Raw genomic sequence first — 24504 nt, 5'->3', positions numbered from 1 at the left:
TTGGACCTTCGGCTCAGGCAGATGGGGCAGCGTCAGTGCCGGTGGCCTGGCTGACTATTTTGTTGGCCTGTTTGGCGGTTTCGGCCTGGCGCTCGCTGTAGCGATCGGTGAGGTAATCCACCTGGTCGCGCAGCAGCAGGGTGAATTTATAGAGTTCCTCCATCACGTCAATGATGCGATCGCGGTAGGCCGAGGCCTTCATCGTGCCGTCCTCGTTGAACTCCTGGTAGGCCTTAGGGACCGACGACTGGTTTGGAATCGTAAACATCCGCATCCAGCGCCCCAGCACCCGCAGGGCATTGACCGCATTGTACGACTGCGACCCGCCGCACACCTGCATCACCGCCGGGGTTTTACCCTGGGTCGGTCGCACAGCACCCAGACTCAGCGGTATCCAATCGATCTGGTGTTTCATCAGGCCGCTAAGGGTGCCGTGCATCTCAGGGCTACACCACACCTGGCCCTCGGACCAACTGACCAAGTCGCGCAGCTCCTGCACCTTGGGATGGCTGTCGGGCACGCTGCCGTGGAGCGGCAACCCGTGGGGATGAAAAAAGCGCACCTCGGCCCCAAAATTCTCGATGATGCGGGCGGCTTCCTCGGCCAGCAGGCGGCTGTAGGAGCGATCGCGCAGCGAGCCGTAGAGAAACAAAATTCTGGGTGGATGGTCAAAGCTCATAGGATTTTCCCAGGGGTAACTGGTCCTACCGCATCACGCTAGTCTCACGCTATTTGTCCAGGTGGGTGCCAATCAGGCAGGCCCCCGTCAGGGTGACTCCATCGAGCTGCGTACCGCTCAAATTGGCGCAGAGCAGGTTGGCTCCGCCCAGGGAGGCCCCGGACAGATTGGCCTGGCGCAGGTCGGCCTCCTCCAGGTTGGCGTTGTCCAGCCGTGCCCCCTGCAGATCGGCCTGGGACAGGTCGGCCCCCTTCAGGTTGGTGTCGCTCAGGTTGGCCCCGCGCAGGTCGGCTCCGCGCAGGTCTACCCCCTGCAGGTTGACCCCCATCAGGTTACAGCCACTCAGAAAGGCCCCGCCCAGGCTCACGCCCCCCAGGCGCGCCCCCATCAGATTAGCTCCGCGCAGGTTGGCGCCCCGCAGGTCGGCCCCGGTGAGGTCGCACTGCATCAGGTTGGCCCCCCACAGGTTGGCCCGCAGGTCGGCCCCTACCAGGCTGGCCCCCATCAGGTTGGCTCCCTCCAGGTGGGCCTTGGCCAGCCCGGCCCGGCTCAGGTCGGCCCCGACCAGGTTGGCCCCAGCCAGGTGAATGCCTGCTAAATCAGCGCCTGACAGGTCTTCGTCTTCTAGATTGGCCCCGGCCAGGTGACGGAGCTGGCCCGATCGCAGGGCGGCAATATCTACGGAGTCGCTGGGCACAGGGGTTACGGTGGCGATGGGAACGATTGACGGGGGAAGGATTAACGGAGCTATTGAGGCAGCAGTGCGGAGGAGGATCCAAATCCCGTGGCCTGGTCGGCAATGTCAGGGTCTAGCAGCCCCGCTCCCAGAGTAATTTTAGCGGGTATCGTGGGCAAGCTCATGCCCTGCTGCAAGCCCATCACCATCAGCCCCAGGATCTCCACCAGTTTTGGATCCCACTGTTCGCCAGCCTCCCCCTGGCAGGTGGCCAAGGCGTTCCCCAGCACCGCCATACCGTCCGTAACGGGGGTTGGGCCAGAGCGGGCCGCCGCCACTCGCCGCTGGAACTCGGCCACCAGGGCAAGCATGCGCGACTCTAGCGGTACCGCATCCCCGGCCAGCCCCGCCGGGTAGCCGCTCCCGTCCCACCGCTCGCCCTGGTGGGCAATGATGGTGGCCACCGCCCGCAGGCGAGGCATCAACCGCAGCGCCTGCACCTCTGGAATCAGCGGACAGCTGGGGCCATCGTTAGGCAGGTTGGCCAGGTCGGGGGCGGGGGCAATGCGGTGCAGCATCCCGGCCAGGCGCAGCCGCTGGAGCTGCCAGGCGGGCAGGTCGAGCAGCTGGCCCATCATTTCTAAAAGAGAGACCACCTCGCTGGCGGCCAGGGGATTGAGCGGATCGCTGAGGTCAACCAGCTGGGCCATCCGCAAAAAAGCCTGGAGTTCGTTGGACACCAGGTTTTGCTCCAGGTCCTCCACCAGGCTAAAGGTCAGGTTGCCCCTGAGGTCGTTGCGACGACCCTGCAGGTAGTGCACCACCTGGGTCACGGTGTGGCTGAGCGAGGTCGGTTCGTCTCGCAGGGCGGGGTTTTGCTGCCTCAGGGCCGACAGGTGATCGCTCAGCTGGGCCTGGAGGGCAGGGTTGTAATGGCCGACGTGGGCGATCGCCAGCTCCACGGTGCGGCTGACCAGCGCCGAGTCAAAGGTCCAAAGTCCGTAGAACTTGCGCTCCAGGTCGTGCTCGGGTACCCCAGATTTGCCGTAGTCCGCCGCCGATAGCTCCTGACACAGCACCATAGCGGTGTAGTCGGGGGAGAGAATCATCAGGTGCCACTCTTCGGCCACCGGGTCGTCGGAGGCTAAATCCACCAGGGCCACGGTTTCGCGCTGGCTGGTGGGGTGGTCGTGAAAGCCCGCCTCCGGGGCCGCCATGATCACGATCTGCCGGGCTTTGTCTGCGATCGCGCCATAGCGATCGGCCTCTTCTAAGTACCACTTGCCCCGCTGAAAAGCGGTAATCACCAGGGGAGCCGAACCTGAGGTCAAAATGCAGTCTTCGAGGGCGTGGCAGAGGGCGACCAGCGTATTTTTGTAGTACACCCCGTAGTTGAGCGGCGTGGTGTCTGACTCAGCTCGTCCGTCCACCAGCTGCTTTAGTATCGACCCCTCCAGCATTGCCATCCCCTAATGTGTGTAAGCCAAATTCAAACCAAATCCAAGTCCAGCCTTGGAGTTTTGCCCGTGGAAGACAACCGACCCCGAGCTGGACCTAGGCTCGGCCCACGTATTTGTGGATGATAACGCAGCCTGGGGTGAGCAGGGCTTAGCCGCTGGGTTCGCTGAGCTATTCCGCTGACAGGTTCCCGATAGATGGTCAACAGATGGTCAACAGATGGCCAACAGATGGCCAACCCAAGCCGGCCATTATCAAGGCCGCCAGTATGTAGAGCCGTAAAGGAAACGGGTGAGGCGATTTCCTGGCCCCCTACAATGAAGGCAGACGTTACTGGCTTGGATCTATGTCTGTAGAAACCGTTGGCAGCCCTCCCCCCGAGGCCAATCAGGTGCGATCGGTGCTGGAGCAACAGCTGCCGGAGATCATCGCTAGCTTTAATCAAGTGCTGCGCGACCAGTATGGCGTGACGGGCGTCAGCGTGGGAGGGTTTACGGTCGTGCCCGAAAGCGCAGTCGCATCTAAGGTTACCTGCGACCAAGACGGCTGCTCCATTAACTAGGGCGATCGCCAAACCCCCATGCCCTCCTCCCTAGAGCCTGGCCATCTGTTTCAGCTACCCGAGTCGTTGCCCGATGGAGAGGCGTTGACCAGCCTGATAGAAACCACCAATCTGCGGGTTGAGCGCATTGTTTCAATCGGGCATACAACACCCCCCGGCGATTGGTACGACCAGGGCTGGACCGAGTGGGTCGTGTTGCTCCAGGGGCGCGCCACCCTCACCTACGAGGATGGCGCGGTTCTGTCGATGGGGCCGGGCGACTACGTCTTGATCCCGGCCCATGTGCGCCATCGGGTTGATTACACCAGCACCGATCCCCCCTGCATTTGGCTGGCCATTCACTACACCGACGCCGGATGACTGTGGACTACAAATTAAGGCCGATGGGCCCAGGTCAAAAAGCAGTTTTGCCAGTGTTAAAGATCGTTTCACCGTTGCAGCTTCGTAAACGACCAGGGTTATATTGAATGTGGAGCCGATGAGGCTCCCCTGGCAGATCAAACAGCCAATTGTCCACACACAAGAAGGAGTGAAAGCGCTGTTAATTCTACATCTGTCTCGTCTAAACAGCAGCACCCAAAACCCTGTTCAATCCTTCCTTAAGTAGGTAAATGGGAGATAATGAGGCTTGTACCTTTAAGCTCAGTAGAGTTTAAACGGCTTCCTCAAACTCCGTAAAGGCTCGACGCAATGGAGGAAGTTCTTTGGCTGGGAATTGGGTGTTGTTGCGTTTAAAGGTCTTTGCTCTCTTTATTAGGTCATCTTGATTAGTTGGCAGCCCTGATTAAAGAACGGATGGGCGCAGGGTAATCCCTGCCAAACACATTCTTGCTAAACACATTTATTACCTGTATTGCCTGCTAATTTGGGAAGCTAATCCTGCGGTTTGCCTCTGTTTTTGGGAACAGGGGTTTGCTAGAGTCGGTGGAGTGACGTTTCCGCTTGTGTCTCTATGGCCCATTCCGCCGAGGCCGGATTAGCCCCCGGTGATCTCTGGAGCAAAATTCAGCGGCAGACCGACCACGCCCTGGCCTGTGGTGCCCTACAGCCCATCGACACCCGCTACGAGTTTGTCGAGCAGGGGGGGATGCGGTTTTTGGTAAGAATTTTGGCCAACCTGGTCCGCAAAGAAAAGGCCGATCGGGCGCAGCAAGCCCAGCAGCAGGCCGGTAAGCCAGCCAATCCGTTTTTGCCCTACGACCCGGACCTGTTTGTGGCCAACCTGTCGGACACCCACCTGTGCCTGCTCAACAAGTACAACGTGGTTGACCACCATGTGTTGATTGTCACCCGCGCCTTTGAAGATCAAGATACCTGGCTGACGGAGGCCGACTTTGAGGCCCTGGCCCTCGGTATGGCCGAGATTGACGGCCTGGCGTTTTACAACGGCGGTCGGCGGGCGGGGGCCAGTCAGCGCCACAAGCACCTGCAGCTGGTGCCGCCGCCCCTCTGTCCCGATCGCAGCCCCCTGCCCCTGGCCACCGTCATCGCCGCCCTGGGAGACATGACCGCCGCTCTGGGCCCGCTGCGATCGCCCGTGCTGCCCTTTCACCACGCCATTTTGCCGCTGGCAGAGCGGCCTTCCCCCAGCGGTAAAACGCTGCTGGCGACCTACCGGGCGCTGCTCGCCCACCTGGGCGCCGCCTGGGACCAGTCGCCCACTCGCTTTCCCTACAACCTGCTGGTCACCCGCGAGTGGATGATTGCGGTGGCCCGCCAGTCTGACCACTACCAGTCGATTCCGGTCAACTCCCTGGGGTTTGCCGGGTCGCTGCTGGTCAAGAACCTGGATCAGCTCGATCTGCTCAAGGCCCTGGGGCCGATGACGGTACTGGAGCGGGTGGCCCGTGGGGAAACGGAGCGGGCGGGTGGGGTTTAGCTCACTTTGGGCAGAAGTCGATACACTTGGAGGTAGAACAGGTTTACTTAACGTTTAGTCCTGAGGCCTAGCCGTGCCGTCGATCATTGGAATTTTGGCGCTGATCATCATTGGTTACACCGTAGGTTCGGTACGCATTATTAACCAGGGCACCGAAGCTCTGGTGGAACGGCTGGGGCGTTACCATCGCAAGCTCAAGCCGGGGATGAATTTCATCGTGCCGGTGCTCGACTACATTGTGCTGCGCGACAGCGTGCGCGAACAGATTCTCGATGTGGCCAAGCAGGGGGCTATCACCAGCGACAACGTGTTTCTAGAGGTGGATGCGGTGGTGTACTGGCGCATCCTGGAGCTGGAGCTGACCTACTACGCGATCGAAAACGTGGAGCAGGGCATTGAAGAACTGGTGATCACCACCCTGCGATCCGAGATCGGCAAGATGAAGTTTGAAGAAACCTTCTCCTCCCGCGATGAGCTCAACCGGGCACTGCTCTCGCAGCTGGATGAGGCCACCGAACCCTGGGGGGTGAAGGTGACTCGAGTAGAGGTGCAGGAAATTGTGCCGCCGGAGGAGGTGCGACGGTCGATGCAGCTGCAGCAGGCAGCGGAGCTAAAACGGCGAGCTACGGTGCTGGAAGCCCAAGGGGAACAGGAGGCCGCTATTAAGCGCGCCCAGGCCACCGTGGAGTCGATTCAGATGCTCTCAAACGCCCTCCAGCAGCGCAGCGATACTGGCGAAATTCTTAACTACCTGTTGGCCCAGCGCTACGTGGAAGCCAACCAGAAGCTGGGAGAGAGTGAAAACTCCAAGGTGCTGTTTATGGACCCGAAAATGCTGACGGAGGGGCTGGTTGACCTGATGCGAACCAATACCGTTACACCTCCCAAGAGCGATGGCTCCGGCGACTTTCCCAGCCGCCGTCGCGTCTAGGGGCAGTCAGACCCTGGCTGCTCTGCCCCAGCGGCGGCAGATCGAAGCCGTGGGTAAAAGCCACTAGAATAGAAGATAGTGCCCCTACTGCTGCTATGGCCGTTACTTCCCTGTCTACATCTGCCCCAGGCTCCGAGGCGGCTCTGCCCGAGGAGTCGCGATCGCCCCACAGACCGCTGCTGGGCCAATCGCTGGCGGAACTGACCGAGTGGGTGCAGGCCCAGGGGCAGCCCGCCTATCGCGGCAAGCAGCTCTACCAGTGGCTGTACCAGCAGGGGGCGCGATCGCTCCAGGATATCACCGTCTTCCCCAAAGCCTGGCGCCAGGCCATGGCCCAGGTGGATCTGGGCCGCTCCACCCTGCACCATCGCGTGGTGGCCAGCGATGGCACGGTGAAATATTTGCTGAAGCTGGCCGATGGCCAGATTATTGAAGCCGTGGGCATTCCCTCGGCCAAGCGGCTGACGGTGTGCGTGTCGTCCCAGGTGGGCTGCCCCATGGCCTGCGACTTCTGCGCCACGGGCAAAGGCGGCTTTGTGCGCAACCTGGCCACCCACGAAATCGTCGACCAGGTGCTGACGGTACAGGAAGACTTTGGCCAGCGGGTCAGCCACATTGTCTTTATGGGCATGGGCGAACCGCTGCTCAATACCGCTAACGTGGTGGCCGCCATTCGCTGCCTCAACCGCGACGTGGGCATTGGCCAGCGGGCCATCACCCTGTCTACGGTGGGGGTGCCGGGCCGGATTCGCGCCCTGGCGGCCGAGCAGCTCCAGGTCACCCTGGCAGTCAGTCTGCACGCCTCCAACCAGACCCAGCGGCTCCAGCTCATTCCCAGCGCCGGGGCCTACCCCCTGGAGACGCTGCTCGATGAGTGCCGCGAGTACGTGCAGATCACCGGGCGGCGGGTGACCTTTGAGTATATTCTGCTGGCCGGGCTCAACGACCAGCCGGCCAACGCCGCCGAACTGGCTCAGCATCTGCGTGGCTTCCAGAGTCACGTCAACCTGATCCCCTACAACCCCATCAGCGAGGTTGATTACCAGCGTCCCAGCGAGGCCAGCATTCGTACGTTTGTGGCTGAGCTAGAGGCGCGCCGCATTGCCGTGACGGTGCGCTACTCTCGGGGACTGGAGGAAAACGCCGCCTGTGGACAGCTGCGTGCCTCCCATCGCTGAGGTGTTTTCCCCGGCCTGGCTCCAACCTTGATCCCGTAGGTGTGGCCACGCCTGAACCCGGCCCCCGACCAGCGGTCTATCGGTGGGGAGATCTCGCTGCCGGAGGTGGGTTTGCCCGCCTCTGAGGGCCTGAGATTTTGTTACGTTGTACAAAGTAAGGTTTCGCTGCCCGCTGTTCTGGGCGGCGGAGTCGTTCTTCTTTCCCGTAGGTTCGAATGGCCCTAGCTCCTGTACCGCCGCTGACATCGCTAAGCGCTAATCCGTTGGATATGTCTAACTGGCTGCTGGCCCTGTCACAGGTGAAAATGTCGGTCCACGGGCGCGATCGCCTGCCGCCCCATCAGCCCCTGGTGGTGGTCAGCAACCACCGCAGCATTATGGATGCGCCGCTGCTGATGAGCGCCATGGGTCGCCCAGTGCGCTTTGCCTGCCACCACTACATGAGTCAGGTGCCGGGCTTGCGCAACGTGGTCAGTGCCCTGGGCTGTCTGCCCCTGGATGCCCCTGGCAAGGGCCAGACCGCCTTTTTTCGGCGCGCCATGACTGCCCTGGGCAACGGCGAGGCTTTGGGTATTTTCCCAGAGGGGGCCGCCCCCATGGTCAACAAGACCACCCCCGACAACCTGAACAGTTTCCATCGGGGGTTTGCCCACCTGGCCCTGCGGGCCCCCGTGGAGGAACTGGTGATAGTGCCTGTGGCGATCGCGGCCCATCGGGAAACCACCAATTCGGTGGTCCCCCTGCGCTGGCTGAGTATCTTTGATGCCTCTGAGCCGCTGTTTCAGCAGCCGGGGTGGCACCCGGCGGTGTTTTACCAGGAGGTCGACCTCCTGATTGGCCGGCCCGTGCGGGTGGACGGACGGCTGCGATCGCGCTACCGCACCAAAGGCACCAGCAGTTTGGCCACAGAGCTGACCCAGTGCTGCGAAGATGAAGTAGCCAGGCTGCTCAAGCAGGGCCACTACTGATGGGTGGGTGTGACGGACCTGAGACTAACGCCAGGCCCCCTGCGGCTGGACAACTGCGATCGGGTTTGGACCCGACGGCAAATCCAGCGTCTGCTCGGTGTTTCCATTGATCAGCTATGACTGGACCTATTCCCCTCAAGCTTTACACTCCGACCGGCCAGCACCCCGACCGTCCCCTGTTTATCTACCTACCGGGCATGGACGGCAGCGGCGAACTCTTTGCCCTGCAAAGCGCTGGCCTCAAATCCCACTTTAATATTCGCTGCCTGGTTATCCCCGGCGACGACCTGTCCTCCTGGGAGCGCCTGGCTCACCAGGCCGTGCAGCTGATTCGTCAGGAGGCTGGCACCGCCCCGATCTACCTCTGCGGGGAGTCCTTTGGGGCCTGTCTGGCGCTGCGAATTGTGGCCATGGCCCCTGACCTGGTCAGTCACCTGATTTTGATCAACTCGGCTTCGTCGTTCCATCGCTTTCCCTGGCTGCACTGGGTGGCCACCCTGACCCCCTGGGTGGCCGCACCCCTGTACCAGAGCTCTAACCTGTTCAGCCTGCCGATGCTGGCTAACCTCAGCCGCATTGGCGAGGCCAACCGGCAGGCCCTGATCCGCGCCATGGCGGCGGTGACCCAGAGCAGTGCGGCCTGGCGAATGGCGCTGCTGTCGCAGTTTCGCCTGGAGCCACTGCAGCTGTACCGGGTGACGGCCCCCACGCTGCTGGTAGCTTCCCTGGGCGATCGCCTGCTGCCCTCCCTAGAAGAAGCCCAGCGTTTGGCGGCGCTCTTGCCCAACCCCCGCATCTACCCCCTGCCCCACAGTGGCCACGCCAGCCTGCTGGAAGATGGTGTCAACCTGGGGGCCATTCTGCGGGCGGTCAATTTTTTGCCCGGGCAGGTCCGCAACAGCGACCAACTGCCCTCAAGCGATCGCCCTGCCCCCCTCCCCACCCACTCACCCACCCCTCACTAACTCCACCACCGTCACCTCCGGCGGACACCCCAGCCGCCCCGGTGCGTAGGTACCCAAGCCTCGGTTGATGTACAGCTGATTTGCTCCCACTCTGTGCAGCCCTGACACCCATTCCCAGTGGTGCACGGTTTTTAAACGCTTGCGCTTGCGGTGGGGTACAAAGGGTAGCTTCGACAGCGGCGATAGCTGCAGCGCCTGGACGATGGCTGCGGCTGGCCCAATGCCGGGCAGCACAATTTGGCCACCGTGGGTGTGGCCCGAGAGCTGCAAATCGACCCGCCAGCGGGCTAAGACTTCCGCGCTGTCAGGGTTGTGGGAGAGCACGAGTCGGGGCTGAGACGAAGGCAGAGCCTTGAACAATTGATGGCCTGCACAAAACTCGCGCGACCAGAAATCGGCCAGCCCCACCACCGGTAGATCGTCGCCCAGGGGGTAAGCAATGTCGTTCCACAGGGTGCAAATGCCGGCCTGCTGGAGCGATCGCAGAATTGTACGGCGACCGCCCAGGCTGCGGTTGTCGTGGTTGCCCAGCACCGCCACGGTGCCGTAGCGGCTCTGGAGCTGGCCGAGGTAGGAGGCCAGGGTAAAAATCGGGGCGGGGTCATGGGTGACGTAGTCGCCAGTGAGGGCAATCAGGTCGGGTCGCAGGCTGTTGACGCGATCGATCGCCTGCTGCAACAGACCCGGCGAGAGGCGCTGCCCGTCAAAGTGAAAATCGGACAGCTGCACAATGCGGCACCCCTCCAGCCGCTGAGGCAGGTCACGAATGGGGACCGTTACCGTTTCCACGGTGAGCGTGCCAGTCAACAGGGGGCGCATAGGGAATAAAAACGCATCCTCCGCACGCTAGCCCGTTTAACCGGCGATTGCCAATGGTTTGAGCAATTCTTCAGCCCAGGTAATCAAAACTGCCTGGGCGATGACTATTGCCGTTTGGGTGCCGTTTGGGTGCCGTTTGGGTGCCGCTGGGGCAGGCTCTCGAAGTCAAGCCTGGGCGGCGGCGACCGGGGCGACAAACTCCTCTGGTCCCAGCAGGGAGATGTAGGGGGTATGGAAGAACTCCTGGGCCACGGTTTCGGCGTCGAGCACCGTCACAGCCGCCACCATGTCCTGAAACTGCTGGTCGTACTCCACCCCCAGGCCCAAAATTTCGTACCAACCCAACAGTTGGGCGATCTGGGCGTTGGTCTGCTTACCCAAGGCGTACTGGCCCAGCTGTTTGTTTTTGGCCGACTGCAGTTCCTCGTCGGAGAGGACGGTGGTGCACAGCCGCTCAACCTCAAACCGCAGCCCCTCCAGGGCGGTGGCGGTGTTTTCGGGGGCGGTGCCAATATAGGCGACAAACTGCGACTGCCCCAGCCGAGTGGGGTAAAACGCCGACACATCGTAGGCCAGGCCGCGTTTTTCGCGCAGCTCCACGAACAGGCGGCTGGAAAGACCGTTGCCCAGGTAGGTGTTGATCAGCTTCAGGACGGGATAGGCGGGGTGCTTAACCGAGGCCGCCGGATAGCCCACCATCACAATCGCCTGGTTGGTGGCCTGGGTGACTACGGAGCAGGTGGGGGCTGCGGTCACGGCGGGCAGGGTGAGGGTCGGGCGCTGTGTGGCCGGGGCTTTCCAGTCGCCCAGGGTCTGCTCCACCTGGGCCAGGGCGGTTTCGGGGGCAATCCGGCCCACGATGGTAACCACCACGTTGTCGGGGCGCATGTGCCGGCGGTGAAAGTCCACCAGGTCCTGCTGGGTAATGGCGCTTACGGTGGCCTCGGTGCCAATGCCGGGCAGGGCGTAGGGGTGTTCGCCATACATGGCTTGGCGCAGCTGGTTGAAGGCGACGGTGAAGGGCTGCTCCTGCATGGAGCGAATTTGCTGTAGGGTGAGCTTGCGCTCCAGGTCAATTTCGTCGAGGGGGAAGCTGGGCTGGCGCAGCACGGTGGCAGCCAGGGCAAAAATCTGGGCAAAGTCAGTGGAGACGGTTTTCAGGCTGATGACGCTATAGTCGGCGGCGGCATCGGTGCCCAGGCTGGCCCCGACCGACTCAACGGTTTCGGCGATCGCCATCGAGGAGAGCGTTTCGGTTCCCTTGGTCAGCAAGCCCATTAAAAAGCTCACCAATCCGGCCTGGTGAGGAGCTTCAACGATACTGCCAGCGCGGATGAACAGGCGAGCGGAGACAATGTCGGCAACCGGGTTTTCTAGAACCAGAACGGTTAAGCCATTGGCTAGAACGGTGCGGTGCAGGCGAGGCGCTTGAAGAAGAGAGGCTGTCACAGGGCAAGAACTAGGCTGGGTAGAGAACAAATACGGAGGGGCAGGCCAGTCCCACTATAGACCGCCCGGGCTGTAGTCTGCCCAGCCGAGGGGGCCGGACCCCCTAGGCGGGGTGGAGTACGGTAGAGACATAGCGCAGCGGCGTGAGGTACTGGTTGGCCAGCGATCGCAGCCGATCGCTCGTATAGCCCTGCAGGGTGGGCACGTAGGTGAGACAGCGATCGGCGGCGGCAATGGTGCCGTAGTAGCCGTACAGCCCGGCCAGCTGCCCCGGAGCCTCGGTGGAAAAGGCGTAGTCGTTGCACAGCAGCCGCTGGGCTCGGGTCAGCTCGGCATCGCTAATGGGTTTGGCGGCCAGTTCGCTGAGGCGATCGCACACGATCGCCTCCACCCGGTCCACCGCGTCGCCCTCCAGCCAGGCCTGAATGGTAAACAGGCTGCACTCCCGCTGTAGCGAGAACCCGGCCCCAATGTCCTGCACCAGCTGGCGGTCCTCCCGTAGTTCGCGCACCAGCCGCGACGAACGGCCCTCGGCCAAAATCGCCGCCAGCAAGTCCAGCCCGTAGGCGGTTTCGAGCTGGCCAATGCCGGGGGCCAGCCAGGCCATGGTCAGCCGCGACTGCTCCAGGCGGGGCAGATGCAAAATTTCTCGCCGCACGCCGGGCAGGGAGGGCACCGGGGAATTTGCCGCCGCCGGGCAGGGGGGTGGGGTGGCAAAGCCGCGAAAGGCGTGCTTGACCATGGCGATCGTGGGCTCCAGGGCAATGCCGCCGGTAATCACCACCGTCATGTTGTCGGGCTGGTAGTGGGCCTGGTGAAAGCAGCGCATTTCCTCGGGCGATCGCTGCTGCAAAATCTCGGCGGTGCCCAGCACGGGGCGACCGTAGGGGTGGTCCTGGTAGACCAGTTCCGACATCGCCTGGTAGCCCAGCCAGTCGGGGTCATCCTGGGCCTGACGAATTTCTTCGAGCACCACCTGGCGCTCGCGGCAAAACTCATCGGCGGGGATAGTCGCGTGCAGCAGCAGATCGGCCAGGTAGGGCAGCGTCTGGGGCAGCATGTCGGCGGCAATGGTGATGTAGAAGTGGGCGTAGTCGTGGCTGGTGGCCGCGTTGGTCATGCCCCCCTGGGTTTCGATCGCGTAGTCAAATACCCCCGGCGGCAGCTGGTCGGTGCCCTTAAAAATCATGTGCTCCAGAAAGTGGGCCATGCCCGCCCACTCCGCCGGTTCGTTCACCGCCCCGGCCCTCACCCACACATCGGCGACCACGACGGGGGTGGCGGCAATCTCCTGGTGGATCAGGGTGAGCCCGTTGTCCAAACGAATTACACTGGCGGGAAAATCAACCGAATTCAACGGCGCAGGACCTACAAAAAATACTCAGCAGTACCGCAGTCGGGCTGGTCAGCGATTGCCATCTCCCGATCGCAGGTTTAGCTATGTTGTCAATACTAGCGCTCCTGTAGGCTAAATCACATTTCCAAAAACAATTCCCCCATCCGATTGGACAGGGGAACCGCAAAAAATAGGGGTCTCACCGCAGCGCCGTCTTGCCTCAGTTTCCGACCTGGGAAAACCAGGGGGGTGCCTTGGCATTTGGCTTAAAGTTTCCGAGTACAAGCTCGGTCTACTGCCGCCGATGCAGCTTGGCTCCCGTTCGGAACAAACATAGATCGACAAACATTGTTGGCAGTCACCAACGCCGTAGTGAGACTTCACTCACTATAACCAACAGGCCGGGGTAAACCGCAAGGGGGAAGCCGACCTTCCTTGAGCGGAGATCTGACCCTGTCATCCCTGCCGCAGTGATCTAATATGGCAGCACCGAGCTTGCCCCGGTCGTTTCATCCTCTGCTGGCACCTATGGCTCCCGACGATTCCGCTGCTGCCGTTACCGATTCCGCCCTCCCCCCCGGCACAGATCCCCCCACCGCTGCCGCTGGGGAAGCGGCTGCGCCCGAGCTGTCTCCTGCCGCCGAGGCGGCTACCCCCGCCCCTGAGCCACCTCAGCCGGTCCCCCCGGTTGACCCCCGGACCCAGCTGCGGCTGCGCAGCGAGGGCGACTACCTGGTGCTGCTGATGCCCAATGGACCCCAGGCTGAAACGGAAGGGGGTGCCCTGGGCTGGGGAGAGCTGTTGCAGCATTTTAAGCAGCGGCTCAGTGGCGGCGAACCCTTTTGGCAACCGAACACGGTGGTGCACCTGGCCGCCCGCGATCGCCTGCTCGACGCCCGCCAGCTCCAGGCCCTGGACGACGTGCTCACCGCGGCCCAGCTCAGCCTCAAGCGGGTGGTCACCAGCCGTCGCCAGACCGCCATGGCCGCCGTCACGGTGGGCTACTCGGTCGATCAGCTGGAGGCCGAAGATACCCTGGTGCAGTCGCCTCCGGTGCCGGGCAAACCCCTGGCCGAGCCCCTGTACCTGCAAACCACGGTGCGATCGGGGGTGGAAATTCGCCATCCCGGCACCATCATTGTGCTGGGCGATGCCAACCCCGGCAGCTCGCTGGTGGCCGATGGCGACATTCTCGTGTGGGGACGGCTGCGGGGTATCGCCCATGCCGGATTTGGGGGCGATCGCGATCGCTACATCATGGCCCTCCAGATGCAGCCCACCCAGCTGCGCCTAGCCGACCTGGTGGCCCGTGCCCCCGACCACCCCAGCGCCGACTACCTGCCCGAGGTGGCCTACGTCGGCAACAACGCCATTCGCATTGCTCAGGCCCAGGCCTTTGCCCGCCAGCACTTCGACGCCACCCTGGGGCAGGGGGCGCAGCTCACCGACGCCTTTAAAAGCTAATTCGCGGTCCTCAGCCGGCACCCATAGCGTATTATTAACGGTTGTTTTCGTTGGGTTAATTGGTTCTTTAAGGATTGGGTTCGGCCATGACTCGCATCATCGTAATGACCTCGGGCAAAGGGGGCGTTGGCAAGAGCACCTGCACCGCCAACCTGGGTATGGCCCTGGCCCAGCGCAACCAGCGGGTCGCCGTCGTCGATGCCGACTTTGGTCTGCGCAACCTCGACCTGCTGCTGGGCCTGGAGAATCGCATTGTCTACACCGCCCTGGACGTGCTGGCGGGCGACTGCACCGTGGAAAAAGCGCTGGTCAAGGACAAGCGCCAGCCCACCCTGGGCCTGCTGGCCGCCGCCCAGAACCGCAACAAGGAAGCTATCACCCCGGTCCAGATGAAAGAGCTGGTGGCGGGTCTGGCCCCCAGCCACGACTTTATTTTGATTGACTGCCCGGCGGGGATCGAAATGGGGTTTCAAAATGCGATCGCTCCGGCCAAGGAGGCGATCGTCGTCACCACCCCCGAAATTTCTGCCGTGCGCGATGCCGACCGGGTGATCGGCCTGCTGGAGGCCAACGATGTCAAGTTCACCAAGCTGTTGATCAACCGGATCAAGCCCAAAATGGTGCAGGAAGACCAGATGATGTCGGTGCGCGACGTACTCGACATTCTGGCGGTGCCCCTGCTGGGCGTTGTGCCCGACGACGAACGGGTGATTGTGTCGTCCAACCGGGGTGAACCCCTGGTGCTCGAAAAGCAGCTCTCGCTGGCCGGGGTGGCCTTCAACAACATCGCTCGCCGTCTGCTGGGGGAAGAGGTGCCCCTGATCGACCTCAATGCTACCCACGACGACTTATTTAGCCGCCTACGCCGCTTTTTCCGCGGTTGACGTTTCCCCAGCGATCCCGGTGTTTGATGTTTTTTCTATTTAGCCGCCAGTGCCGATGCTAAGCGAACTTCTCGATAAGCTGTTTAACCGCAGCCGCACCATTACCCCCCGGGCCGAGGTAAAGCAGCGGCTGCAGTTTGTGCTGGCTCACGATCGCGCCGACCTCACCCCCGAAATGGTCGAAAAGATGCGGCGAGAAATTCTCGAAGTGGTCTCCCGCTACGTCGAACTCGACCAGGAACACCTGGAATTTACCCTCGAAAGCGACCAGCGGATGACGGCGCTGATCGCCAACTTGCCCATCCGCCGGGTACGCCCCGAGCCGCCCCCCAGCGAACCGGTAGAGCCTGCCGCCGCTTCCGAAGCGCCTCCGGCTCCCACCGCTACCCCCGCCCCCACCCCCCCGGCGGGCGAGTCCTCCGCACCGGAGCCACCCACAGTGGCCGACTCGACCGCCACGACGGATCCCCTGGCAATAACCGACCCAACCCAACCTGCCGCTACCAGCGATGAGTAACCCCCCCGACCCCTGTGCTTCTCTGGCTGCCTGTGTAGAAGCTCTGGCGCTCAACACCGTGCAGCGCCACGTGCTGATCTGTGCCGACCAGACCAAGCCCAAGTGCTGCGACAAAGCCGAGAGCATCGTCGCTTGGGACTACCTGAAGAATCGACTGAAGGATCTGGGCCTGGATCGGCCCACGGCAGAGCGCCCCACCTCCGTCTTTCGTACCAAAGCTAACTGCCTGAGGGTGTGTCACAAAGGCCCAATTTTGCTGGTCTACCCCGACGGCGTCTGGTACCACAGCGCTACCCCAGTAGTGATCGAGCGCATCATCCAGGAGCACCTGATCGGCGGCCAGGTGGTTGAAGAGTTTGCTTTCCTTCAGCACCCTTTGGGTTAGGGCAAACGCATACTCAGGAGGAGAGTAGCCGAATTAGGTAGTCATTATCCCATCCTGCTTGCAAGCGTTTAGCCTTGATACCCCCTTTGGCAAAAGTGTCCTGACGCAGCAGATTGAGGGCGATGTGACGGACGACGGCCAGATTAGCGGGGGCGTGGTCTTTACGAATTCGAGAGGCATCTTCGTGGAAGGCGACATCGAGCACCCAGTGGAGCTGGTTTTCAATACCCCAGTGGCTGCGCACCCCTTGGGCAAAGCGTTGGACATCGCCGTCAAAACTAACGAGATAGTAGCGCTGCTCAATGGTCGGGGGTTGACCGAGGATACGGCGTTCAGCCTCCACGAGGCCAACGCGTTTTAAGCCAACCCAGCGCTCAGCGTTGATGAGGTGCTCGACCCCATCGAGCAACCAGTGGCGGCGGATGTCGATGCGCCCGTGCCCAGGGGTGATGGTCTGATGAAACTCGTGGGAGATGTCCTTAAAGTCCTGCTGCCGCGCCCAGGTAAACACCTGCTCGACATCCTCGTGAATGTTGCCCTGATTGCCTTTAAGGCTCAAGATGTAGTCGCCACCGCCTTCGATAATCTGGTGAGCAATGGCGGTTTGAGTGCCCATGGCATCAATGGTGACTAGGCATCCCTGGAGGTCCAGAACCTTCAGAAGCTCTGGAATCGCAGTGATCTCGTTGGATTTCTCATCCACCTTGACCTGGGCTAGTACCAACCGCTGCTCATTGGCCCAAGCACTCACCATATGGATGGCTCCCTTGCCGCCCCCTCGGTCATAGGAGTGGCGCAATGTCTTGCCGTCAATGGCTATCTGTTCGCTTGAGCCGAGGTGGGCGACGGCCTTGACCCACGCGACAAAGCAACTCTGAAAGGCGGCGGAGTCTAAGGCTGCAAACAATCGGGCGATGGTGTCGTGGGAGGGAATTCCGTGGGGTAGGCTCAGAAAACCGCGCAGCCAAGCTTCTTTGGCACTGGCGGCGGAGTCTAAGGCTGCAAACAATCGGGCGATGGTGTCGTGGGAGGGAATTCCGTGGGGTAGGCTCAGAAAACCGCGCAGCCAAGCTTCTTTGGCACGGCCATAGGCCGCAATATCTACCCAGCTATCGGCTCCACAGATCACCGCACAAAGCGTGAGCCCGATGATATCGAGCAATCGATGCTCAACCAAGTGGCTACAGCGAGGGTCGTCTAATGACTGAAAATGCTCGATTAACGGCGATAGGGGCTGGGCAGAACACATAACTCACTTCCTAGAAATGAGTCTTAATATTCTCATCTCGAGTATGCGTTTGCCCTACCCTTTGGGTAAGGATCCTAGACAAGGGAAACATAAAATGCTTGACGAGCCGCCTCTTTGATCTTTGTCTTTATGAAGATGTCAAAATTTGGCGGATTATAGGTGCAGACAAACGAGCCGCTTCAACTGATGGATGGGAATATTCGTCTCTGTAAAGCAATTCACCATTGGAAGCGCTGTAAGTACAGCGATCGCCCGGACAAAAAACATCAAATAGATCTACAACTCGAATTTTCCCCTCTTGCTCCAAAACTTTAAGGGTTTTATCCAACTCAATTCTTCTAGCTAAAGATTCTCGCCTGTTGGGTAGCTTGCAGGAGTCCTTAAAAGGTTGAAACCATTGTTTGACTGCCGCTGAGGGCTTGCAGTAAGCCTCACGAGCGAAGGGGTTGCCGTGCAATACAGCTAATTTCAAACCTCTGGCGGCAAGACTATCTGAAAAACTATTTAGCCCAGTACTAAATTGATCAAGCGCTATCTCAGATTCAGCCGTTCTATCCTTGGGAGAGAGCCAGGCTAAGTCGTTGATAAGAAAGACCCAGTCACCTGGTCTTAAATCTTCAACAATAGAGGGAACTATCGTATCCCAATAGTAGTTGCTTGCCTCAGCATAACCACCAACATTAGGAACTTCCTTGACCGGGGAAGCATCCCAGGACGAGGTTATTGTGACAGCATACTTGTCTGAGGCAACCAGGTCGTCGAAGCCCTGGGTGAAGGCAGCTGAGAAAGAATTCCCAAAAACTGCTACTCTCTTCTTTCCTTCAGAAAAGCTTCCTAGAGTACATTCCTCAATCAAAATCATCTTTTTTGCCCTGGCCTGAGAATTTTCGGAGAGGATACACGCTTCTCCCTGCCAAGAAGTTTCAGATGCCGACAGATGATAGGGGTCCATCAGTGACAAAACACCTCCTGCACTCACAGATGGATTATTCCCCATGTAGATGGAAAAGGCAGGGTTTTTGATTAATAAAAAGAAAAAGACGGAAATGATTGATGATGACATCAACCAGTAAGCAATAGATCTATGATGTCCCTTTGGCCATTTAGATACTCTCAGAGGACTTTCAATGTAACGAAAAGATGCAGTTGCCGCAATCACTGTCAGCCCGATCTGAATTGGAATTGACCACCAATGGATACCAATTGTTAGGCGACTAATGCACAGAATTCCCCAATGCCATAAATATAACGAGTAGGATATGACACCAATATATGCGATTTTGGAGTTGGATAGGATGCGACAGAGCCCAGACTTTTGGTTGAGGCAAATGATGAGTACTGTAGTGAGCCCAGCAACTAGTACGGTTGAGAATGCAGCTAAGGTGATAGGTAGGCAGAATGCAAACACTATCATCAGGATGCTTATCAGTGTTAATTTTTTTGCCGCTCTGTGGGAGGAAAAGTCTTTCTTGCTCGCAAGAAAAAATAAAAGAACGCCCAAGCCAATTTCCCAAAAGCGAGTTGTGATGAGAAAATAGCTTGCCGAACGGTTAATTGGGTAAAAATAGAGAAAAGAAATTAGCGAGAGTGAAGATAGAAAGCCAACTACTGATACTAAAATCTTTTGAGCCTCAATGCGCTGATATTTTACACCAGACATATAAACCAATAATGGAAACAGGAGGTAGAATTGAGTTTCTACCCCTAATGACCATGTGTGTGTAAAAATATTCAGCTCAGCAGGAGCGGAAAAGTAATCAGTAGACTGATTGAATAAGGTTAGATTGGCTACGCCGAACAATGCTGATATGCCCGTCCATAATGATGTCGCAGGGCTTTCATCAAACATGCAAGCCAAAACGCCAGCTATTAACGAAAAGGCAATTAGAGAAGGGATTAATCTTTTTATTCGTTTGGAATAGAAGATGAGTAAGAAGTCTTGGGAGTTTTCACTTTTTGATTTGGTGATCAGTGAATTGGTGGTAACAAATCCAGAAATGACGAAAAAGATGTCTACTCCTAGAAATCCACTGGGCAAAAACTCTTTGTTGAAGTGATTGATGATGACGGCAACGATCGCGATCGCTCTAAGTCCATCTATTTCAGGTCTGTAGGACGACTGCAAAAATTGATGTTCGAGGTGGTTTGCCTCTGAAGGATTGTTTTTGGGGCTATTAAAAGTCATCTGGCAGTACTATAAATGCTCTGTTGCTCGCAGTTAAATGCTCTGTTGCTCGCAGTCCCTGGAGAGAGTAGCTCGCGAACTGGTGTCAATAGAGTTCCCACAACTTCTTCTTATTGCTCACCTCACGTAATCCTTGCATGCTCTTAATTGGTGCAGCTTTTAAGTAGAGAAAGGAAGGTGCTCAATAGTTGCCTTTGCCATAGTCCGGATATCAAGCATCAGTATGGGTAGTTCTTGTAACTAAACTTTGTTTTAGATCCGTCCGAGCAGGCAGCATACTGGTCATTCTGCTAACTAGCGCCTACTCTTCACCCTCTTCTGCTATATAATCCCCGGCAGCACCTATGGAATAACGACAATGGCTGAGTGGCGGGTGATTGAGAGGGGCATTACGGCCCCTAAGGGGTTTCAGGCGGCGGGCATTGCGGCAGGGCTCAAACCCTCGGGCGCACCGGATTTGGCGTTGATTTACTCGGACTGTGAGGCGATCGCCGCCGGCGTCTTCACCACCAGCCACGTGCGGGCCGCCTGCGTGGACTACTGCCGTCAGCGCCTCGACGCGCGCCCCAGCGCCCGCGCCATTCTGGTCAATGCGGGTCAGGCCAACGCCTGCACCGGCAACCAGGGGTGGGTTGACACCCTCGAAAGCGCCACCGCTCTCGGTACTGCCCTCAATCTGCCCCCGGAGGCCGTGCTGATTGCCTCCACCGGGGTCATCGGGCAGCGGATCAAAATGGATCAGCTCAAGGCGGGCATTCCCCGACTGGTGACCAGCCTCTCCTCGGAGGGCTCTGAGGCCGCCGCTGGAGCGATCATCACCACCGACCTGGTGCCCAAAGCGGTGGCCATGGAAACCACCATCCACGATCGCCCCGTGCGCATCGGCGGCATCGCCAAGGGCTCCGGCATGATTCACCCCAACATGGCCACCATGCTGGCCTTCGTCACCTGCGACGCTACTGTGTCGCCCACCCTTTGGCAGGACATGCTGCGCCGAGCCGCCGATCGCAGCTTTAACCAGATCACCGTGGATGGCGACACCAGCACCAACGACACCCTGATTGCCCTGGCCAACGGCGAGTCGCGCACCCCCGCCATCACCGATGAGGGGGCCGAGGCCGACCAGCTGGAGGCCATGCTTACCGCCGTTTGTCAGTACCTGGCCAAGGCGGTGGCTCGCGATGGGGAAGGGGCTACCTGTCTGATTGAAGTGACTGTCACCGGGGCGGCCAACACCGCCGCTGCCAACCAGGTCGCCCGCACAATCGCCGGGTCATCCCTGGTCAAGTCGGCCATCTTTGGCCACGACCCCAACTGGGGCCGCATTGCCGCCGCCGCTGGGCGGGCCGGGGTCACCTTTGACCAGAGCGATCTGCGGGTGCAGTTAGGTGACTTTCTGCTGATGGAGCACGGGCAACCCCTGGACTTCGATCGCCCCGCCGCCAGCACCTACCTGAGGACGGCCACCGAAGGCGAATATCTGAAGACCGACACCGTAGCCATCCACGTCTCTGTGGGCGACGGACCGGGCAAAGGACAGGCCTGGGGCTGCGACCTCAGCTACGACTACGTCAAGATCAACGCCGAGTACACCACCTGAGCCAAGGGCTGGTGCCGCTGCCCGGCATTCAAAAGGCAACCGGGCAAAGCGCAGGCGGAGAATCCAGGCCGAGTTTTTTTAGCGATCTTGACAGCAGAAGGGCTCGGCCTGCTATAGTATCAAAGCGACAACGATGGGGTGTCGCCAAGCGGTAAGGCACCGGGTTTTGGTCCCGGCATTCCTAGGTTCGAATCCTAGCACCCCAGTTTTTTCAAAAATTCCCCTTAGAGGGTTACTCGTCCTCGGCATCCTCAAGCTCCTGGATGGCGAGCAGGAGATCTTCTTCCTGGGCCTCAAAGTCGGGTTCAGAGATGTCGCCCATGTCAAAGGCGAGCTGGAGGGCTAGCAGCTGTTTTTGCAGGCTTTCCAGGTCGTTAGTGGCGATGTCGGCCTGTTCCAGCATTTTGTCGGCAATCCAGCTCACCCCTTCGATGGGGCCAAGCACAGGGGCAAAGAGAAGCTTGAGCAGCATTGGCAGACAGCTAGTTGAGCTGGGCGAAGTTGTAGGGGGCGGTAAAGTTGTTGTAGCGGATTCGCAGGCGATCGCCAAAAGTCTCGTCGATGGCTTCCACCGCCTGACTAAACTCAGCCTCACTCTCCCACGGAATCAGGTAGGCGGCATTGTAGATCATCACATCGGTCTGGGGTGCATTTTCGAGCACGTCCTTGGCTAGCGGGGCGAGGGCCTGGCGAAACTGGTCCACGATGCCCTGCTTGCGCGCCTCCATCGCCGCTTCGATTTGCTGGCCAATGAAGATCACCTGCTCCATCCCCAGCTGGGTGCCTTCGAGCTGATCCCGCTGGGCGCTGAGCTCAGCGTTTTCCGTCATCATCATCTCCAGTTCGCTGGAGGGCTCCCACTGTACCTTAATGCTCACCTCGCGGCAGCCGTCGAGCCGCGCAAACAGCTGGGTCAAATCCTCGGCGTAGGGAGCCACCAGGTCGTCCTGCACCTGCTCCCAGCTGTCGACAATGAGGCCGAACTGGAGCGGCAGCAGAGTACGGTGCCCCTGTTCCATCGCTGCTTCCAGCACCTTTTCGTGGCCCAGCAGGTTCTTGCGGCTGGACAGGTAGCGCTTTTGGCAGGCGATCGAATAAAGAAAGGTAAAGTTGCCCAGCGCCTGGGCCTGCACCGCCTGCTCGTCAAGGCCGGTTAGGGGGAGCTCAGCGGGGCCGGGGGCGGGGAAAATACCGTACAGATAGTAGCGTTCAGCCATGGGTCGTCTCTGGGGGGTGTCTCTGGGGGTCGTCTCTGGGGGGAATAGACCTAGGGTGCCCTAAACCGTCAGCGTCTTCGACAGGGCTGCGATCGCCCCAAAGGGATTGGCCTAACCCAGATGGTTCATAAACCCTTGAGCAGCGCAAGAACGGTGCGGGCACCGGCAGCTGCAGGCCCGACCCAGCGCCCCCGACATCCTGTCAATCGCCGTGGGTTAATCGCTATAGTGTTTTTGGCATTGTCTTGGCGAATAGGAGACTAGCAACTGTGGCCACTGCACCTGAGGCAACCAACCGCTGGCTGAGAACAGGCACCTGGGCCCGCCGGGGAAAGCAGATCATGGCCCTGGTGCTGGTGCTGGTGGTTGGGCTGGTCAGCGCTGGCTGCGACCCCACCCGCTTTGCCCGGGCCAGTGCCGACGTGCCCCGCCTGGTGCTGAGTACCCTCAGCGACCCCAAAACCTTTAACCCCATCCTCAGCCAGGAATCGCCCAACATCTTTGGCTTTACCTTTGAAGGCCTGACCACCACCGACGGCGTTACCGGGGACGTGGTGCCTGCGCTGGCCGAAAGCTGGGAAATCTCCGAGGACGGCAGACAGCTGGTGTTTACCCTGCGCGAGGGGCTGCGCTGGTCCGATGGCGAACCCTTGACCGTGGACGATGTGGTGTTTACCTACGACACCCTGTTCAACCCCGCCATCCCCACCAACAGTCGCGACGGGTTTCGCATTGGCACCCAGGGTCTGCTGCCGGAGGTCAGCCGGGTGGACGATCGCCGGGTGCAGTTCTCCCTGCCGGAACCCTTCGCCCCCATGCTGCGCAATACCTCGCTGGAGATTATTCCGGCCCACATTCTCCAGAGCGCAGTCGAAAATCCCGATGCCCAGGGCAACCCAATTTTTCTCTCCACCTGGGGTACCGACACGCCGCCCCGCCAGATCGTTGGCAATGGTCCCTTTCGCCTGGCCCAGTACGTGCCTGGTGAACGGGTGATTTTTGAGCGCAACCCCTACTACTGGCAGCAGGACGAGCAGGGCAACCCGCAGCCCTACCTGGAGCAGGTGGTCTGGCAGATCGTCGGCTCGACCGACACCTCCTTCTTCCAGTTTCGATCCGGCGGGCTCGATATGGACAGTGTGCAGCCCGACTTTTTCTCTCTGCTGAAGCGGGAGGAGGAACGGGGCGATTTCACGGTCTACAACGGTGGCCCCGGCATGGGCACCAACTTCTTTGCCTTTAACCTCAACCGGGCCAGCCGCAATGGCAGACCTCTCGTCAACCCGGTGCGATCGGCCTGGTTTAACAACGTTGCCTTTCGTCAGGCGATCTCCTACGGTATCGATCGCGAGACCATGGTCAACAACATTTTCCAGGGGCTGGGACAACCCCAAACCTCGCCGATCTCGGTGCCTAGCCCCTTCTTCGCGCCACCAGAAATGGGCATTCGCACCTACGATTACAACCCGGAGCGGGCCAGGGAACTGCTGCTGGGCGCTGGGTTTGAATACAACAGCGCTGGTCAATTGCTAGACGCAGAGGGCAATCGGGTGCGGTTTACCCTGATCACCAACGCCGGCAACCGAATCCGTGAGTCAATTGGCTCCCAAATTAGAAACGACCTGTCCCAGCTGGGCATTCAGGTAGACTTTCAGCCCCTGGCCTTCAATGCCCTGGTCGATCGCCTCACCGACAGCCTGGAGTGGGAAGCTATGGTGTTGGGCCTAACTGGCGGCACCGAACCCAATGGTGGGGCCAATGTTTGGCTGCTGGATGGGGCGCTTCACGCCTTTAACCAGAACGCTGGTCCTGGCCAGGATCCCCTGGAGGGCTGGGAGGCCGCCGACTGGGAGCGCCGTATCGCCGACCTCTACATTGAAGCGGCCCAGGAAATTGACGAAGATCGGCGCTTTGAGCTGTACAAAGAAACCCAGCAGCTGACCCAGGAATACCTGCCCTTTACCTATTTAATTAACAACCTGTCGCTTACCGCCGTGCGCAACCGGGTCCAGAACGTGCAGTATACGGCCCTGGGCGGTGCCCTGTGGAATATCCATGAGTTGACCGTTGAATAGGCAACTGGCAACCTCTGCCCACCCTGTT

At 59.9% G+C, this 24504-nt stretch carries 23 protein-coding genes, 1 tRNA gene and 1 other RNA gene; 14 read left to right on the top strand and 11 right to left on the bottom strand.

The features are described 5' to 3' along the window. Positions 1-13 precede the first annotated feature (13 nt). From arsH to NF78_RS09015, 3 genes are read right to left on the bottom strand one after another with little or no spacing between them, the layout of a single operon-like run. A complete protein-coding gene (gene arsH / locus NF78_RS09025) occupies positions 14-679 on the bottom strand; it encodes an arsenical resistance protein ArsH (RefSeq protein ID WP_035985833.1) in 666 nt (221 codons plus the stop codon). 49 nt (positions 680-728) lie between these two features. Further along, entirely contained in the window at positions 729-1376 is a 648-nt protein-coding gene (locus tag NF78_RS09020; RefSeq protein WP_035985832.1) for a pentapeptide repeat-containing protein, read from the bottom strand. A gap of 50 nt (positions 1377-1426) precedes the next feature. Further along, positions 1427-2815, bottom strand: a complete 1389-nt coding sequence (locus NF78_RS09015) for a DICT sensory domain-containing protein (RefSeq protein ID WP_035985831.1) — start codon at positions 2813-2815, stop codon at positions 1427-1429. A 344-nt stretch (positions 2816-3159) separates the two neighbouring features. On the opposite strand from NF78_RS09015, the gene NF78_RS09010 reads away from it, so the two are divergent. The 7 genes from NF78_RS09010 (at position 3160) to NF78_RS08980 (ending at position 9296) form a co-directional block, all read left to right on the top strand. Next, the gene (locus NF78_RS09010; protein WP_035985830.1) at positions 3160-3375 is read left to right on the top strand and encodes a hypothetical protein; all 216 of its coding nucleotides are present in this window, start codon (positions 3160-3162) and stop codon (positions 3373-3375) included. Between the two features lie 18 nt (positions 3376-3393). After that, positions 3394-3735, top strand: coding sequence for a cupin domain-containing protein (locus NF78_RS09005; protein WP_035985829.1), 342 nt, complete (start codon positions 3394-3396; stop codon positions 3733-3735). Between the two features lie 592 nt (positions 3736-4327). Next, positions 4328-5254 carry an ATP adenylyltransferase family protein gene (locus NF78_RS09000; protein WP_035985828.1) on the top strand — a complete coding sequence of 309 codons (927 nt, stop codon included), beginning with the start codon at positions 4328-4330 and terminating at the stop codon, positions 5252-5254. 73 nt (positions 5255-5327) lie between these two features. Further along, positions 5328-6185, top strand: a complete 858-nt coding sequence (locus NF78_RS08995) for an SPFH domain-containing protein (RefSeq protein WP_035985827.1) — start codon at positions 5328-5330, stop codon at positions 6183-6185. Positions 6186-6280: 95 nt separating this feature from the next. Next, positions 6281-7363 (top strand): 23S rRNA (adenine(2503)-C(2))-methyltransferase RlmN, encoded by a 1083-nt coding sequence (rlmN, locus tag NF78_RS08990; RefSeq protein ID WP_197064803.1) that lies wholly within the window; start codon positions 6281-6283, stop codon positions 7361-7363. A 215-nt stretch (positions 7364-7578) separates the two neighbouring features. Continuing rightward, positions 7579-8331 (top strand): lysophospholipid acyltransferase family protein, encoded by a 753-nt coding sequence (locus NF78_RS08985; RefSeq protein WP_052050017.1) that lies wholly within the window; start codon positions 7579-7581, stop codon positions 8329-8331. Between the two features lie 116 nt (positions 8332-8447). Then, positions 8448-9296 (top strand): alpha/beta fold hydrolase, encoded by an 849-nt coding sequence (locus NF78_RS08980; protein ID WP_035985825.1) that lies wholly within the window; start codon positions 8448-8450, stop codon positions 9294-9296. On the opposite strand, the gene NF78_RS08975 is transcribed toward NF78_RS08980, so the two are convergent. The 4 genes from NF78_RS08975 to ssrS form a co-directional block, all read right to left on the bottom strand. Further along, positions 9279-10115 carry a metallophosphoesterase gene (locus NF78_RS08975; RefSeq protein ID WP_035985824.1) on the bottom strand — a complete coding sequence of 279 codons (837 nt, stop codon included), beginning with the start codon at positions 10113-10115 and terminating at the stop codon, positions 9279-9281. The genes NF78_RS08980 and NF78_RS08975 overlap by 18 nt on opposite strands. 165 nt (positions 10116-10280) lie before the next feature. Next, complete coding sequence (locus NF78_RS08970; RefSeq protein ID WP_035985823.1) at positions 10281-11564, bottom strand: M16 family metallopeptidase; 1284 nt, start codon at positions 11562-11564, stop codon at positions 10281-10283. Between the two features lie 103 nt (positions 11565-11667). After that, positions 11668-12921: a M16 family metallopeptidase gene (locus tag NF78_RS08965; RefSeq protein WP_035985822.1), complete on the bottom strand. Its 1254-nt coding sequence runs from the start codon at positions 12919-12921 to the stop codon at positions 11668-11670. Positions 12922-13095: 174 nt separating this feature from the next. After that, a non-coding RNA gene (gene ssrS / locus NF78_RS29285) (6S RNA) lies at positions 13096-13279 on the bottom strand. 149 nt (positions 13280-13428) lie between these two features. On the opposite strand from ssrS, the gene minC reads away from it, so the two are divergent. The 4 genes from minC (at position 13429) to NF78_RS08945 (ending at position 16150) form a co-directional block, all read left to right on the top strand. Next, entirely contained in the window at positions 13429-14364 is a 936-nt protein-coding gene (gene minC, locus NF78_RS08960; protein ID WP_035985821.1) for a septum site-determining protein MinC, read from the top strand. Positions 14365-14450: 86 nt separating this feature from the next. Then, positions 14451-15248: a septum site-determining protein MinD gene (gene minD / locus NF78_RS08955; RefSeq protein ID WP_035985820.1), complete on the top strand. Its 798-nt coding sequence runs from the start codon at positions 14451-14453 to the stop codon at positions 15246-15248. Positions 15249-15303: 55 nt separating this feature from the next. Then, complete coding sequence (minE, locus tag NF78_RS08950) at positions 15304-15765, top strand: cell division topological specificity factor MinE (protein ID WP_035985819.1); 462 nt, start codon at positions 15304-15306, stop codon at positions 15763-15765. Further along, the gene (locus NF78_RS08945) at positions 15758-16150 is read left to right on the top strand and encodes a (2Fe-2S) ferredoxin domain-containing protein (RefSeq protein ID WP_035985818.1); all 393 of its coding nucleotides are present in this window, start codon (positions 15758-15760) and stop codon (positions 16148-16150) included. The genes minE and NF78_RS08945 overlap by 8 nt, the downstream gene beginning before the upstream one ends. A gap of 13 nt (positions 16151-16163) precedes the next feature. Here the strand turns inward: NF78_RS08945 and NF78_RS08940 are convergent, their stop codons facing one another. Both NF78_RS08940 and NF78_RS29280 read right to left on the bottom strand, forming a co-directional pair. Further along, positions 16164-17399: an ISAs1 family transposase gene (locus NF78_RS08940; protein ID WP_035985817.1), complete on the bottom strand. Its 1236-nt coding sequence runs from the start codon at positions 17397-17399 to the stop codon at positions 16164-16166. Positions 17400-17526: 127 nt separating this feature from the next. Further along, positions 17527-19584, bottom strand: a complete 2058-nt coding sequence (locus NF78_RS29280) for an acyltransferase family protein (RefSeq protein WP_081972563.1) — start codon at positions 19582-19584, stop codon at positions 17527-17529. 358 nt (positions 19585-19942) lie between these two features. Here NF78_RS29280 and argJ point away from each other — a divergent pair, with 358 nt between their 5' ends. Together argJ and NF78_RS08925 are read left to right on the top strand one after the other, a co-directional pair. Further along, positions 19943-21184 (top strand): bifunctional ornithine acetyltransferase/N-acetylglutamate synthase, encoded by a 1242-nt coding sequence (gene argJ / locus NF78_RS08930; protein ID WP_035985815.1) that lies wholly within the window; start codon positions 19943-19945, stop codon positions 21182-21184. Positions 21185-21318: 134 nt separating this feature from the next. Beyond that, positions 21319-21390 (top strand) — tRNA-Gln (locus NF78_RS08925). A gap of 26 nt (positions 21391-21416) precedes the next feature. Here the strand turns inward: NF78_RS08925 and NF78_RS08920 are convergent. Then, the gene (locus NF78_RS08920; protein WP_035985814.1) at positions 21417-21656 is read right to left on the bottom strand and encodes a gas vesicle protein GvpG; all 240 of its coding nucleotides are present in this window, start codon (positions 21654-21656) and stop codon (positions 21417-21419) included. A 10-nt stretch (positions 21657-21666) separates the two neighbouring features. Beyond that, positions 21667-22401, bottom strand: a complete 735-nt coding sequence (locus NF78_RS08915) for a GvpL/GvpF family gas vesicle protein (RefSeq protein ID WP_035985813.1) — start codon at positions 22399-22401, stop codon at positions 21667-21669. A gap of 269 nt (positions 22402-22670) precedes the next feature. Between NF78_RS08915 and NF78_RS08910 the strand changes: the two genes are divergently transcribed. After that, positions 22671-24476 carry an ABC transporter substrate-binding protein gene (locus NF78_RS08910; RefSeq protein ID WP_035985812.1) on the top strand — a complete coding sequence of 602 codons (1806 nt, stop codon included), beginning with the start codon at positions 22671-22673 and terminating at the stop codon, positions 24474-24476. The last annotated feature ends 28 nt before the right edge of the window (positions 24477-24504 follow it).

It is taken from the genome of Leptolyngbya sp. KIOST-1, assembly GCF_000763385.1.
Classification (GTDB): domain Bacteria; phylum Cyanobacteriota; class Cyanobacteriia; order Phormidesmidales; family Phormidesmidaceae; genus Nodosilinea.
Note: the sequence above shows the minus strand (reverse complement) of the source record. Positions and strands in the feature narration are given on the sequence as shown.